The organism is Rhizobium lentis (assembly GCF_017352135.1).
GTDB lineage: Bacteria > Pseudomonadota > Alphaproteobacteria > Rhizobiales > Rhizobiaceae > Rhizobium > Rhizobium lentis.
The window spans coordinates 1,251,190-1,264,903 of sequence record NZ_CP071454.1 but is presented as its reverse complement, the minus strand read 5'-3'; the positions used below and the strand labels follow the sequence as shown (position 1 = coordinate 1,264,903).

General features: G+C 60.8%; 12 protein-coding genes. 6 read left to right on the top strand and 6 right to left on the bottom strand.

The window, feature by feature from the left end:
* Positions 1–14: 14 nt before the first annotated feature.
* The 3 genes from J0663_RS06075 to J0663_RS06065 form a co-directional block, all read right to left on the bottom strand.
* Entirely contained in the window at positions 15–1,004 is a 990-nt protein-coding gene (locus J0663_RS06075) for a WD40 repeat domain-containing protein (RefSeq protein WP_207243562.1), read from the bottom strand.
* The gene (locus J0663_RS06070; RefSeq protein WP_207243561.1) at positions 1,004–2,098 is read right to left on the bottom strand and encodes a CobW family GTP-binding protein; all 1,095 of its coding nucleotides are present in this window, start codon (positions 2,096–2,098) and stop codon (positions 1,004–1,006) included. Before J0663_RS06070 ends, J0663_RS06075 begins: the two co-directional genes overlap by 1 nt.
* A 147-nt stretch (positions 2,099–2,245) precedes the next feature.
* Positions 2,246–3,034, bottom strand: a complete 789-nt coding sequence (locus tag J0663_RS06065) for a creatininase family protein (protein ID WP_207243560.1) — start codon at positions 3,032–3,034, stop codon at positions 2,246–2,248.
* 85 nt (positions 3,035–3,119) lie between these two features.
* On the opposite strand from J0663_RS06065, the gene J0663_RS06060 reads away from it, so the two are divergent.
* The 3 genes from J0663_RS06060 to J0663_RS06050 all read left to right on the top strand — a co-directional run bounded on the left by J0663_RS06060 (position 3,120) and on the right by J0663_RS06050 (position 5,765).
* Entirely contained in the window at positions 3,120–3,632 is a 513-nt protein-coding gene (locus J0663_RS06060) for a MarR family winged helix-turn-helix transcriptional regulator (protein WP_207243559.1), read from the top strand.
* Positions 3,633–3,750: 118 nt separating this feature from the next.
* Positions 3,751–4,773 carry a LacI family DNA-binding transcriptional regulator gene (locus tag J0663_RS06055; RefSeq protein WP_064708677.1) on the top strand — a complete coding sequence of 341 codons (1,023 nt, stop codon included), beginning with the start codon at positions 3,751–3,753 and terminating at the stop codon, positions 4,771–4,773.
* A gap of 26 nt (positions 4,774–4,799) precedes the next feature.
* Positions 4,800–5,765, top strand: coding sequence for a 2-hydroxyacid dehydrogenase (locus tag J0663_RS06050; protein ID WP_207243558.1), 966 nt, complete (start codon positions 4,800–4,802; stop codon positions 5,763–5,765).
* A gap of 13 nt (positions 5,766–5,778) precedes the next feature.
* Here J0663_RS06050 and J0663_RS06045 read toward each other — a convergent pair whose 3' ends face one another.
* Entirely contained in the window at positions 5,779–6,558 is a 780-nt protein-coding gene (locus J0663_RS06045) for a gamma-glutamyl-gamma-aminobutyrate hydrolase family protein (RefSeq protein ID WP_207243557.1), read from the bottom strand.
* Between the two features lie 293 nt (positions 6,559–6,851).
* On the opposite strand from J0663_RS06045, the gene J0663_RS06040 reads away from it, so the two are divergent.
* Complete coding sequence (locus tag J0663_RS06040) at positions 6,852–7,958, top strand: TRAP transporter substrate-binding protein (RefSeq protein WP_207243556.1); 1,107 nt, start codon at positions 6,852–6,854, stop codon at positions 7,956–7,958.
* Positions 7,959–8,031: 73 nt separating this feature from the next.
* Here the strand turns inward: J0663_RS06040 and J0663_RS06035 are convergent, their stop codons facing one another.
* On the bottom strand, positions 8,032–9,519 hold the full coding sequence (locus J0663_RS06035) for a TRAP transporter large permease (RefSeq protein ID WP_207243555.1): 1,488 nt from the start codon (positions 9,517–9,519) through the stop codon (positions 8,032–8,034).
* A 21-nt stretch (positions 9,520–9,540) separates the two neighbouring features.
* On the bottom strand, positions 9,541–10,080 hold the full coding sequence (locus J0663_RS06030; RefSeq protein ID WP_207243554.1) for a TRAP transporter small permease subunit: 540 nt from the start codon (positions 10,078–10,080) through the stop codon (positions 9,541–9,543).
* Between the two features lie 328 nt (positions 10,081–10,408).
* On the opposite strand from J0663_RS06030, the gene J0663_RS06025 reads away from it, so the two are divergent.
* Together J0663_RS06025 and J0663_RS06020 are read left to right on the top strand one after the other, a co-directional pair.
* Positions 10,409–12,712, top strand: coding sequence for a putative bifunctional diguanylate cyclase/phosphodiesterase (locus tag J0663_RS06025; RefSeq protein WP_207243553.1), 2,304 nt, complete (start codon positions 10,409–10,411; stop codon positions 12,710–12,712).
* A 142-nt stretch (positions 12,713–12,854) separates the two neighbouring features.
* Positions 12,855–13,607, top strand: a complete 753-nt coding sequence (locus J0663_RS06020) for an N-acyl amino acid synthase FeeM domain-containing protein (RefSeq protein ID WP_207243552.1) — start codon at positions 12,855–12,857, stop codon at positions 13,605–13,607.
* Positions 13,608–13,714 lie beyond the last annotated feature (107 nt).

Here is a 13,714-nt window from a genome sequence, read left to right as displayed (position 1 = left end):
CCGGCAACGCGGCCTTAAGCCGAGATATCGACGACGCCGCAATCGCCGGCTTCAGAGGCGAAGGCAAGCAGCTTGCCGTTTGCACTCCAGCTCATCGCCGTTATCGCACCTTTGCCGGGGCGGCGTAGCAGGGCTGCCTTGCTGTCGGCGATGCGCACGGCGAGGATCATGCCGTCGACGAAGCCGATGGCAAGAATATCCTCCAGCGGATGGAATCTTACCGCGGTCGCCATGATATTGGCACGGGTGCCGAGCTCCAGCGGCGCCTTGCCCATCGGCCCGTCCTTGCCCTGGAAGGGCCAGACGATGGCTGCGGGCGCGCCTGAGGAGGCAAGCCATTTGCCTTTGACCGACCAGGAAAGCGATTTCACCTTGGCGGGATAGCCGGTCATGCGCATGTGGCGGGCCTCGGCGCCAGGTTTGCTGTCGAGCTTCCAGCCGTGCAGGGCGTTTTCCTGCATCGAGGTGACGAGGAAATTACCATCAGGCGAGAAGGTGACGGCGGTATGGGCGCCCTTCCATTCGAGATCGACCGGTTTGGCGTTCATGCCGACCCAGTGCAGGGATACGCCGTTGTAACGGGCGGCGGCGATGCGCAGGCCTTTCGGCGCGAAGGCGATGCCCTCGACCGTGCGTTCCTCCGGGAATTCCTTGGTGGTGCCATCGGCCAGGCGGACGAGCGAACTCTTGCCGTAGGAATAGGCAACGGCTCCTTGCGGGCCGGCCGCGACCTGCGCGATCCACTTGCGCGGCGCAGTCGCGAGTTCGCGGACGCTGCCGTCGGCGGCGATGCGCAGAACCTTGCCGTCCTCGCCGCCGGAGATCAGGCTGTCGCTATATGGATCACGGATCGCGGTGAGCATGCCCTGATGGGCTTCTGAAACCCTCTCGCCGCCGTCCAGCCGATGAAAGGTGCCGTTTGCGTTTGCGAAAAAGGGGGTATCACCCAAAAATTCGACGGCCAGAATGTGGCCGTCGAGATCAAGCGGTGCAACTGTCGGCATCAGGCGGCTGCCTCGCAGGCCTTGAAGGAGGCCTCGAGCTTTTCGCGGTCGAGATCGCGGCCGATGAAGACGAGACGGCTTTCATGCTTCTCGCCTTCCTTCCACGGACGCTGATGATCGCCTTCGATGATCATGTGCACGCCCTGGACGACGTAACGCTCGGGGTCGTCCTTGAAGGCGATGATGCCCTTGAGGCGGAGAATGTTCGGTCCCTGCGTCTGCGTGACCTTCTGAATCCAGGGGAAGAAACGCTCCGGATTCATCTGGCCGCCGCGCAGCGATACCGACTGCACCGTTACATCGTGGATCGCTGACATCGCCCCATGGTTATGGGCGCCATGGTGGTGATCGTGACCGTGATGATCGTGATCATGGTCATGATGGTGGTGGTCGTGATCACAATCCGGTCCGCAGACATGATCATCATGGCCGTGTTCGAGGAAATGCGGATCGTTTTCGAGCGCGCGTTCCAGGTTGAAGGCGCCCTGATCGAGCACGCGGGCGAGATCGACGCCCGAGCGGCTGGTTTTGTAGACACGGGCGGCCGGGTTGATGGCGCGGACGATGTCTTCGATCACATCAAGTTCTTCGGGGCTCACGAGGTCGCTCTTGTTGATGACGACGACGTCGGCGAAGGCGATCTGGTCCTCGGCCTCGCGGCTGTCCTTCAGGCGCAGCGGCAGGTGCTTGGCGTCGACGAGAGCAACGACAGCGTCAAGCTCGGTCTTGGCGCGCACGTCGTCGTCCATGAAGAAGGTCTGGGCGACCGGCACGGGATCGGCAAGACCTGTCGTCTCGACGATGATGCCGTCGAAGCGGCCGGGGCGGCGCATCAGGCCTTCGACGACACGGATCAGGTCGCCGCGCACCGTGCAACAGACGCAGCCATTGTTCATTTCGTAAATTTCTTCATCGGACTCAACGATGAGGTCGTTGTCGATGCCGATTTCGCCGAACTCGTTGACGATGACCGCATATTTCTTGCCGTGATTTTCCGAGAGGATGCGGTTGAGCAAGGTCGTCTTGCCGGCGCCGAGATAACCGGTGAGCACGGTGACGGGAATGGGCTTCTGTGTGGAGATCGCGTCGGTCATGAGAACCTCTAGGATTAGGCCTGCGGCCGAACGGCTGGGGATCGGCTGCTTGAACGGTTGGTCTCATATAATGGCATGGGCACGGCAGTTCAAAGGATTTTATAATGTTATAAGATCACATCATCTGCACCGGGCAGATCACCCATTTCACCGGAGCTGCGTGATGTCGAATGCATCGATATCCTCCAGCAATTCCACCAGTCCCTTCACCGCATGCGCTATCAGCGCCTCGCCCTTTTCAGCCGTCGCAGCCGCGGCATTGCCTGCAACGCCTGATCTGTTGAGATCCGACATTTTCCAGCCGAAGGCGTGCGGGCCGTAGGCGCGCAGGTGTTTGAAGCGAGCGGCGAATTCCGTCTGCCGCGAGGGGAAATCCGCCGCCTTGGTCATATCGACCCTGTCGGGATGAAGCGCCAGCATCACTGAGGTCTCGATATCGCCGCCATGAATGCCGATCGCCTTTTCCTCCGGCGCAATCACGCCATCAGGCAGGCCGAAACGGGTCCAGCTCGTCGCCACTGCCAGCATGGCAAAACGGACCCGCGCCTCTGTCGCGACGATTGATATGAGAGGCGAATTGCCGCCATGGGCGTTCAGCATTACGAATTTGCGGATTCCCTGCTTCGCCAGCTCCTCGGCGATGCCGAGCCAGCGGTTGACCGCTTCGTCGAAGGCGAGCGTCTTCGTTCCTTCAACATCCATATGCTCTATGGAGTAGCCGACCGATTCGGCGGGCAGGAAGGTGGCCGACAAGCCGTCGCGCAAGGCCATCTTCAATCGTCCGGCGATGCCTTCGGCAATCAGCGTGTCGGTTTCGAAGGGCAGGTGGGGGCCGTGCTGCTCATGAGCGCCAAGCGGCAGCACCGCGATCAGGCGCTCTCCGCCAGGGGCCTCGACCGAGCCGCTGTCGTCGAAGTGGGGTGAAGGCGTCGTCATCCGGTTGTTGCCTCTTGTTTATGACGAGATCATGGGCAATGTCATATCGCAGCGGCTTCGGGGCTTAAAGATCAAAGGGATGGCTATGGGAAAGAAGCATAAGGACGGCAAGAAGAGCAAGTCCAAGAAGAAAGACCAGACGGAGTATACGCTCGTCGACCTTTCGCCAGCGCTGACCCAGGCGGCTCGTTCCATGCGTACGGCGCTCTCGCGCAACCTTTTCGAAAGCGGCCTCTACGCCGGTCAGGACGGCGTCATTCTCTCGCTTGCCGAAAGCGACGGCATGACGGCGGGCGGTCTTGCCCAAAAGCTCGGAGTGAAAGCGCCGACGATGACGCGGACGATCGGTCGCATGGAGGCGCAAGGTTTTCTTGAGCGCAAACCCGATGCTGAGGATGCGCGCCTCACCAAGGTCTACCTCACTCCGCTTGGCCGCGACAGCGTGCGGGCGATCGAGATGGCGGCTTCGGCCTGCGACAGACTGGCGACGCAGGAATTCTCAGAAAAGGAAATCCGCAATCTTGTTCGCCTGCTGAAAGCGATCGATGCCAACCTGCAGGCCGAAGCGCTTCCCATCGAAGAGCCGGACGAAGACTGAAAATTCCCTGAAAAGACCAATTGCCTCCGCCGGTTAAATCTTTTAATTAAACATTTTAAGGCCGCGCCGGTTTTCCAGCGTGGTCTTGCTGTCTTGCGTGCTGCCTGGAGGAGGACACGTGGTCCAGAAGATCAAGCTTTCGACGATCGCCGAGACGCTCGGGATCTCAACGGCGACCGTGTCGCTCGCTTTGCGCGACAGTCCGCTGGTTGCAGGCAACACGCGGGAGAAGATCAAGGAGCAGGCGCGCGCGCTCGGCTACATCTACAATCGCCGTGCCGCCAGCCTGCGCACCTCGCGCTCCGGCATCATCGGCGTCGTCGTTCACGACATCATGAACCCGTTCTATGGCGAGATCCTGAAGGCGATCGAAAGCGAGCTCGATCGCAGCCGTCACACCTTCATTCTTTCCAACCATTACGACAATGTCGAAAAGCAGCGCACCTTCATCGAGACGCTCCTGCAGCTCGGCGGCGACGGCGTCATCATGTCGCCGGCGATCGGCACGCCGCCGGAAGATCTGCAACTGGCGGAAGAAAACGGCATGCCGGCGATCCTCGTCGCCCGCTCGATGGAGGGTCTGGAGCTGCCAACCTATCGCGGTGACGACAGCTACGGCATTTCGCTTGCCACCAACCACCTGATCGGTCTCGGTCACCGCTCGATTGCAATGATCGGCGGCACGGACCAGACATCCACCGGCCGCGACCGCTACCAGGGCTATGTCAATGCGCTGCGCAAGGCCGGCATCGAGGTCGATCCGAACCTGCGCATCCCCGGTCCCCGTTCGAAACAGGGCGGTTTCGAAGCGGCGGTGCATTTTCTCTCCCTGCCGCAGAAACCGACGGCGGCGGTCTGCTGGAACGACCTCGTCGCAATCGGCCTCATGAACGGCATCGCCCGCGCCGGCCTTGTGCCGGGTCGCGATATTTCCGTCACCGGCTATGACGATCTCGAGGAGGCCTCGATCGCTACGCCGGCGCTGACGACCGTCTGGAACGGCCAGACCGAAGTCGGCCGCCTGGCTGCGCGCGCGCTTCTCGATCGACTTGCCGGCAGCCACGAACCTGACGGCATGCATCTCATCAAGCCGGAAATGCGTATCCGCCAGTCGACCAGTCCCCATCGGCCCCGCGCCTGAACCAGACCCGTCCAGGAGGAAAAGCCATGTCCCGCATCGCCATTCTCGTTCCTGGGAAGATACACGAGCGTGTACTCGAAAGGCTGAAGGATCGTTTTGAGATCATCGCCGTCCCCCGCGAGGAAAGGTTGGCGCTCGACGGGGAGACCGCCGGCCGCATCCGCGGCGTCGCCGTCTCCGGCGCTTTTGCCGGTGCCTGGATGGACCAGTTGCCTAGCGTCGAGGTGATCGCCAGTTTCGGCGTCGGTTATGACGGCACGGACGTAAAGCGCGCGGCCGAAAAGGGCATCGTCGTCACCAATACGCCAGACGTTCTGAACGACGAGGTTGCCGATACGGCGGTCGGCCTGTTGTTGAACACGATCCGCGAGTTGCCGCGGGCCGAAGCCTGGTTGCGCGAAGGCAATTGGAAGCCGGGCACGTCGTATCCGCTGTCCCGCTTCTCGCTCAAGGGCCGTCATGTCGGGCTCTACGGCCTTGGCCGCATCGGCCTCGAAATCGCCAAACGGCTGGAGCCGTTCAAGGTGAAGATCAGCTACCATACCCGATCGCGCCATGCCGACGTCTCCTACGACTATTACCGGTCGCTGAAGGGGTTGGCGGAGGCGGTGGACACACTGATCGCCATCGTTCCGAAGACGCCGCAGACGCATAAGACGATCGATGCCGATATTCTGGCCGCTCTCGGTGCGAACGGAATTCTCGTCAATGTCGGCCGCGGCTGGACGGTGGATGAAGAGGCGCTGAGTGCAGCTCTCGCATCAGGCTCGCTCGGTGCGGCCGGCCTCGACGTTTTTTATGAAGAGCCGTCCGTGCCGTCCGATCTGCTTGCGACCGAAAATGCCGTCCTGCTGCCGCACGTCGCCTCCGCCTCCGTGCCGACGCGCAATGCCATGGCCGATCTCGTCGCCGACAATCTCATCGCCTGGTTCGAGAAGGGAGCAGCGCTGACGCCGGTGCCGGAGACACCGCAAAAAGCCAAGCGAGATTGAGCTCAGGCGCCTCTTAGGCGCTCGCCTGTGCCGTTATAACCGGCAGTTTGCCGGCAGCGTAGCTGCGGACGGCGCCGCCGAAGGCGGCAAACAGCCTATTCGATGCCGCGTCGGTTTCGGCCCAATATTCGGGATGCCATTGCACGCCGACGGCAAAGGCCCTGGCATCGATCACGGAAACGGCCTCGACCGTGCCGTCTTCGGCGGTGGCTTCCACCTGCAGGCGGGGTGCGGTTCTGGCGATCGCCTGGCGATGCAGCGAATTCACGCGGATATCGCCCGGGCCGAGAATGTCTGCGATGCAGGAACCTGCCTTGATATGAACAGTCTGGCGGATGGCGTACATGCCGTCGCGGTCGACGCCTTCCGGCCGGCGGTGATCCCAGATGCCGGGTTCCTCGTGGATCTCGCTTGCCAGCGAGCCGCCGAGAGCGACGTTCAGCTCCTGAATGCCGCGGCAGATGGCGAGCAGCGGGATGGCGCGGTCGATGGCGCGGCGGATGAGCGGCAGGCTGGTGGCGTCGCGGGCGGGGTCGAAGGGGCCGTCTCTTTCGGTGGCCTCGGCGCCGTAAAGCGAGGGGTGCACGTTGCTGGCCGAGCCGGAAACCAGAAGGCCGTCGACACGGTCTAGGATCGCGTCGGCATCGTAGCCTGCCTCGAAGGCCGGGATGATGAAGGCCATGACGCCGGCCGCATTCAATGCCGCACGGAGATATTGATGTTGCACGGCATGCCAGGTCGCGCCGTCGAAACTGCGGATATCGGCAGGAATGGCAACGATCGGTTTCGTCATATCAGCCCCGGTGAAAATCTCTGTGCTTGCCGTTTTTGGCGCCAGAACGGCCGCCAAGTCAACGCTTGGCTGCGTGCGGTGGCCAAATTGCGGCGAAAGCGGCCCCATGTCCCGCCGGGTTAGACGCTAAGCCGCTGATTTTGATGGGCGTGTTCGTATTGCCTTATTGCCGTCTTGATGCCAAAGGCTAATAGACTAAAGCTTGAATCGCGACCTTTGCCATGCTTAGGTTTGCCCTTGCTGCGGGTGGGGTGAAGATCGCCGCGCAGCGCCATCTATACGGGAGGTTTTTGATGGATCGTCGTTCGTTTTTCAAGAAGGCGGGGACCGCCGGCGCCGGAGCGGTTGCCGCAACGGCATTGGCAGCGCCTGCGATCGCGCAGGAGAATCCGAAGATCGCATGGCGTATGACGTCATCGTTTCCGAAGAGCCTGGACACGATCTATGGCGGCGCGGAGGACATCTCCAAGCATGTCGCCGCCGCGACGGACGGCAATTTCACGATCCAGCCTTTCGCAGCCGGTGAAATCGTGCCAGGCCTGCAGGCCGTCGATGCCGTGGCCGCCGGCACGGTCGAGGCAGCCCATACCACCTCCTATTATTTTGTCGGCAAGGATCCGGCCTATGCTTTCGGAACGGCCATCCCGTTCGGGCTGAACAGCCGCCTGACCAATGCCTGGTTCTACGAGGGCAACGGCAACAAGCTGATGAACGAGTTCTACGCCACGCAGGGTATGTACGCGCTGCCGGCCGGCAATACCGGGGCGCAGATGGGCGGCTGGTTCCGCAAGGAAATCAATACGCTGGACGATCTCAAGGGCGTCAAGATGCGCATCGCCGGCCTTGCCGGACGTATCATGGAGAAGGTCGGCGTCGTCCCGCAGCAGATCGCCGGCGGCGACATCTACCCGGCCCTCGAAAAGGGCACGATCGATGCGGCCGAGTTCGTCGGTCCCTATGACGACCTGAAGCTCGGCTTCCACAAGGTGGCGAAATACTACTATTATCCGGGCTGGTGGGAAGGCGGCCCGACGGTGCATGCATTCTTCAATCTGGAAAAATGGAGCAACCTGCCGAAGCATTATCAGGCAGCGCTTACCGATGCCTGCGCCTTCGCCAATACCAACATGCTGGCGAAGTACGACATGAAGAACCCGACGGCGCTGAAGCAGCTCGTTGCGGAAGGCGCGACACTGCGCCCGTTCAGCCAGGAGATCATGGAAGCCTGCTTCCAGGCGGCGACCGGCATCTACAGCGAAATCTCCGGCACGAACCAGTATTTCAAGAAGATCTACGAAGACCAGACCGCCTTCAAGCGGGATGCCTATCTCTGGATGCAGCTTTCGGAATACACGTTCGATACCTTCATGATGATCCAGCAGCGGGCCGGCAAGCTTTAAAGCTTTCGCTGGCGCTCGATCCAGCTGATGACGAAACCCCCGGATCTTCAGTCCGGGGGTTTTCTTTTCCACTCTATTTGCCGGGTGCCGGTGCTCCGGGCAGGCCGTTCAATGGCGGCAGGGTGAGGCCCGGGATCTGCGGCGAGCCGTTGCCGCCGCCCACCGGTGGCAGGCCGAGCTGACCGCCGAAGCCCGGTACTTCGATCTTGATCGTGTTCGGGTCTACCTTCGGGCCGCGGTCCAGCCAGTAGGTGACCGATTCCGGCCAGAAGATCACGATTGCCACCAGGATGATCTGCATGCCGACCCAGGGAAGCGCACCCATGTAGATATCCGAGGTCTTGACCTCCTTGCCGGCGATGGAGCGCAGGTAGAAGAGCGCGAAGCCGAAGGGGGGATGCATGAAGCTCGTCTGCATGTTGACGCAGATCAGCACGCCGAACCAGATCAGGTCGATGCCGAGACTGGAGGCGACCGGCGCGAGCATCGGTATGACGATGAAGGCGATCTCGAAGAAATCGAGGAAGAAGGCGAGGATGAAAATGAAGATATTGACGAAGATCAGAAAACCGACCGGGCCGCCGGGAATGCCCGAGAGCATGTGCTCGATCCAACGCGATCCATCCATCCCCTGAAAGACAAGGCTGAAGCAAGTGGAGCCGATCAGGATCATCACCACCATCGATGTAATGTGCGTGGTCGAGGTCATCGCCTCGCGGATCAGCGGCCAGGTGAGGCGGCGGTTCAAGGCTGCCAGCGCCATGGCGCCGACGACGCCGAGCGCGCCAGCTTCCGTCGGCGTGGCAAGGCCCATGAAGATCGTGCCGAGCACGAGGAAGATCAGCACGATCGAGGGCACCATGCCCATCAGCACCTTCGCCAGGAGCGCCCAGTTGAAGTCGCCGCGCACCTCTTTCGGAAGCGGCGGCATCGATTTCGGGCGGATGATCGACATGACCAGGATGAAGAGCACGAAGATCGTCACCTGCAGGATCGAGGGGCCGATTGCGCCGAGATACATGTCACCGACCGACCTGCCGAGCTGATCGGCGAGAACGACGAGCACGAGCGAGGGCGGGATGACTTGCGTGATCGTGCCGGAGGCGGCGATGACGCCGGTGGCAAGGCGCGGGCTGTAACCGTAGCGCAACATGATCGGCAGCGAGATCACCCCCATGGTGATGACGGAGGCCGCCACCGTGCCGGTGATCGCGCCAAGCACGGCGCCGACGAGGATGACGGCATAGGCCAGGCCGCCGGGTATCCTCCCGAAGAGCTTGCCGGTGCCTTCGAGCAGATCCTCGGCGAGCCCGCAGCGCTCCAGCACTGCGCCCATGAAGGTGAAGAAGGGGATGGCGAGCAGCAGGTCGTTGGAGATAATGCCGAACAAGCGCAGCGGTAGGTTGTGCAGAAAGGCTTCGCTGAAATGGCCGGTGGCGATGCCAATGATGCCGAAGAACAGGCCGACGGCGGCGAGCGAAAAGGCGACCGGAAAGCCGTAGAGCATGAAGACGACCATGCCCAGGAACATCGCCGGCGGGATGATGCCGAAGTCAAACAAATCTGTTCCTCCCGATCCGCCTTACTGCAGCGGCTTTTCGTATGTCGTGTCGATCTCGATGGTGCCGGTCAACGCTGCGATCCGCTTGATCAGCTCGGAAACGCCCTGGAGAGAAAGCAGCGCGAAACCGGCGACCAGGATCAGTTTGACGGGCCAGCGGATCAAGCCGCCGGCATTGCCCGATATCTCTCCCTGCTGATAGGACAGGGCGAAAAACGGCCAGCACAGCCAGGCGAGATAGATGCATGCTGGCAGGAGTAAGAAGATGAGGCCGAAGATGTCGATCCAGATCTTCGCCCTGTCGGAAACCGCGCCATAGATCAGATCGACGCGGACATGCTCGTTGTTGTTCAGCGCGTGCGATGCGCCGAGCAGGACGACGAAGGCGAAGAGATACCACTGGATCTCGAGCCAACCGTTCGAACTGTAGTTGAAGGCGTAGCGGACGATGGCATTTCCGGCGCTGATCAGGCAGCAGAACAGGACCATATATTCGGAAAGTTTGCCCATGATCCGACTGATCGCGTCGATCAACCGGCTTGCTGCCAGAAGTGCCGACATTCGTTCCCCTTGTCTTTTGCCCTGCCTTTTTCGGCAGCTTTCCCTCTTTGGAATCGGTGTAGACCACGGCCTTTCAAATTGGAAGGATAAATGCCTTGCGTTAGAGCATAGTCTAAGGTGCAAAGGGCAGGCCTGTATGGCCAATCTATATTTCGACAACCTAGGCGTGGATAAATTATTCCCCTAATTTCGCCGAGTGGATGCATTATCTCGCGCAGGCTGTACTGTTCATCCTGTGGTTTTAGAAAATTTGACCAAATGTTGGATTCGATTGAAATCAATTTTTAAAGGGTTGGGCTTAGAATCCCCGCGCACAGGGAAAGTGTGGATGAAGCCAGATAACCCGAACAGGGTCCCTATCGATGTGTATTTGTCGTTTGTGAGCTCCCTTTCCGGGAACCGCATGACGCTTCTTGCGGGTGTGGTCGTCCATGTGGCGACATGCCTCGCCGTCGCTGCCAAAACACAGTCTTCTGTCTACATCCTGCTCTCTGCCGCTTTCCTCCTGGTTTTCAGCGTGCGAATGGCCATCTTCCGCCAGTTCGATCGCGTCGACAAGGCCGCGCTGTCGCGCGCCGGAATCCAGCGCTGGGAGCGGATTCTGGTTGCCGGGGCGGCCTGCACGACGGCATTGCTCGGCATCGCCAGCGGTTACGCGATCTTCGTCGTTCACGATTCCTTTGCAGAGCTTGCCTGCATTGCCGTCACCATGGCGACCATGGTCTCGGTCGTCGGCCGCAACTACGGTTCGCGCCTCGCGGTCGATCTTCAGACATTCTCCTGCTGCCTGCCGATGATCGTCTGCAGCCTGCTGGCGCTGGATTTTTATCGCGGCGTGCTGTCGATCTTCCTCATTCCTTTCTGGCTGACGACGCGGGCCATGGCGAACGGCGTGCGCGAGTTTCTCTATGAGAACGTCATTGCGCGCCGCGAAATCACCATCATCGCCGACCGTTTCGATACGGCGCTCAACAACATGCCGCACGGCCTCGTCATGGTCGATGCCGAAAACCGCATCCAGGTGGTCAATCGCAAGGCCTGCGAGCTTCTGAAGATCGGCGCGCCGGAGCGGCTGAAGGATCGTGACCTCGGCGCGGTGCTGCGCTACGGCGCGCGCTACAGCTTCATGGATGCCTCGCAGCCGGAGCTCATTCTGCGCCAGCTCACCCAGGTGGCAGAAGGTAACCTGTCGCGCACGCTCGTTCATTTTCCCGAGAGCCTGTCGCTCGAATTCTCCGCCAGCCGCAGGGCCGATGGCGGCGCCGTGCTGATCTTCGAGGACGTGTCGAGCCGTGTGAAGGCGGAGCAGAAGATCCTGCACATGGTGCGCTTCGACGCGCTGACCGGCCTACCCAACCGGGAATATTTCGGGCAGCTGGTGCAGGAGTATTTTGCCAAGTATCCGAAGAAGAACGGGCCGCTCGGCTTCATGGTGCTCGATATCGACGAGTTCAAACATGTCAACGACATGCGCGGCCATGTGACCGGTGACCATCTGCTCTGCGCGATCGCCGCCCGCATCAAGCAGGCTTGCGGCAATGCCATCCTCGGCCGACTGATGGGCGATCAGTTCATCCTGTTTTTCCCGCAGGCGAAGGAGCAGGCCTCGCTCGACCGCGAAATTCGCCGCGTTCACGCTGCGATTCAGGGCCACTACGAAGTCGACGAAGTGACTTTTCTCGTTTCGCTCAGCGCCGGTTATGCGATTCTCGAAGGCGATGCGTTCGCGATGGACGAATGGAGCGTCAAGGCGGACCTTGCCCTGTTCGAAAGCAAGTCGCGCTTCAAGGGCGGCATATCAGGCTTCGAGCGGGAGATGGATGGCCGCTATATCGAGCAACAGAAACTGAAGGCGGATCTGCGCGACGCGGTCTCGGCGCAGGCGCTGCATCTCGTCTTCCAGCCGATGTTCCGGGCCGACGGCTCACGGATCGAATGTGCGGAGGCGCTGGCTCGCTGGGTGCATCCGACGAAAGGCGCAATCCCGCCCGACGTCTTCATCAAGCTCGCCGAGGATATGGGGATCATCTCCGACATCACCCGTTTCGTACTGTTCAAGGCCTGCAGCGAATGCATGACCTGGCCGGAACACATCGCCGTATCGGTCAACCTGTCCGCGCGGGATCTGCGCGATGCCGACATCCTCTCGGTGGTCGCCGATGCGCTTACCCACTCCGGGCTCGGCGCGGAGCGGTTGCATCTCGAAATCACCGAAAGCTGCCTGATCGACGAGCCGCAGGCAGTCCGTGCCATCCTGGCGGAGCTCAGAGCCCGCGGCATCACCATCGCGATCGACGATTTTGGCACCGGCTTTTCCAGCCTCAGCTATCTCGACACGCTGCCGCTCGACATCGTCAAGATCGACCGCTCTTTCGTGCGCAACATCGTCGAGGATAACCGTCGCCTCAAGCTCCTGCGCGGCACGGTCAATCTTGCGCGCGAGCTCGGCCTCAAGATCGTCATCGAGGGCGTCGAAACCGATGAGCAGCTGGCGCTGCTCAACAAGCACCGCAGCACCGATCTCGTGCAGGGCTACGTGTTTTCGCCGCCGGTGCCTTCCCAGAATATCACGCTATTGCAGCAGGGCATCGGCCGCCGCACCGTCCAGCGTCGCCGCAACAAGGTTGCCTGAGCTCTCGGCATCGGCCGCTTTCCCCTGACAATCCCCGCGCCTGTTAACCTTAATAGTTTATATACGGCCCGAATTATCGGATTTCCTTGCCTAAATCTCGCCGGCGTATGATTAATAATCCGTTAACGAGCGGATCAAGAAAATGTCAGATACACTGTTCAAACGAAGTGATTTCAGCACGAAAATTTTGGAAATATTGGATCATGTCGAATATCGCCGCGTCGAAAGCAGCGAGGACATGGAGCAGGTGGAACGCCTGCGCTACAAGGCTTACAAGGCCCACGACGTGCTGGCGCTCGCTCCGAAAGGGCTGCTTGATGACAGCGATTTTGACAGCCACGCCTATATTTTCGGTCTGTATTATTATGGTGAGCTGATCAGTACGATCCGGGTTCATTATGTGACACCCGAGCATCGCCTCAGCCAATCCGGCGGCGCTTTTCCCGAGGCGATGGATGAGCTCCTTGACGCCGGGCTAACCTTGATCGATCCGGCGCGTTTCGCGGCCGATCCGGAACTCACCGCCGACTTGCCATGGGTCCCCTATCTGACGCTGAGGCCCACGATCGTGGCGGCCGCCTATTTCCGTGCGGACCGCGTTCTTCAGTTCGTCCGGCCGCCGCATGCGGCTTTCTACAAGCGGGTCTTCTATGCCGATACGGTCGTTCCGGGGCGGCTGGCGAAGAACTACGGAATCGACATGACGCTGATGGCGACGAACGTGGTCGAGGTCGGGCGCAAGCTGTTGACGCGTTACCCCTTCTTCATCTCCAGCGCCAGCGAGCAGCGCATGATGTTTTCGCGCAATCCTAATGACACACTGCCGCCGCTCACCATCATTCCGACGGCGCGCTTCGTGCCGCCAGGTGAACTCGGCACAGATCTGCCGCTATGATTTCTCCTGCCCGCCGCTTGAGCAGAGGATGGGGCGATGACACGACCGCAGCCGGCGTTCCCCACGCATTTTCCTAGCGGAAAGAAGGTGGCTCGGAAACGCGCCTG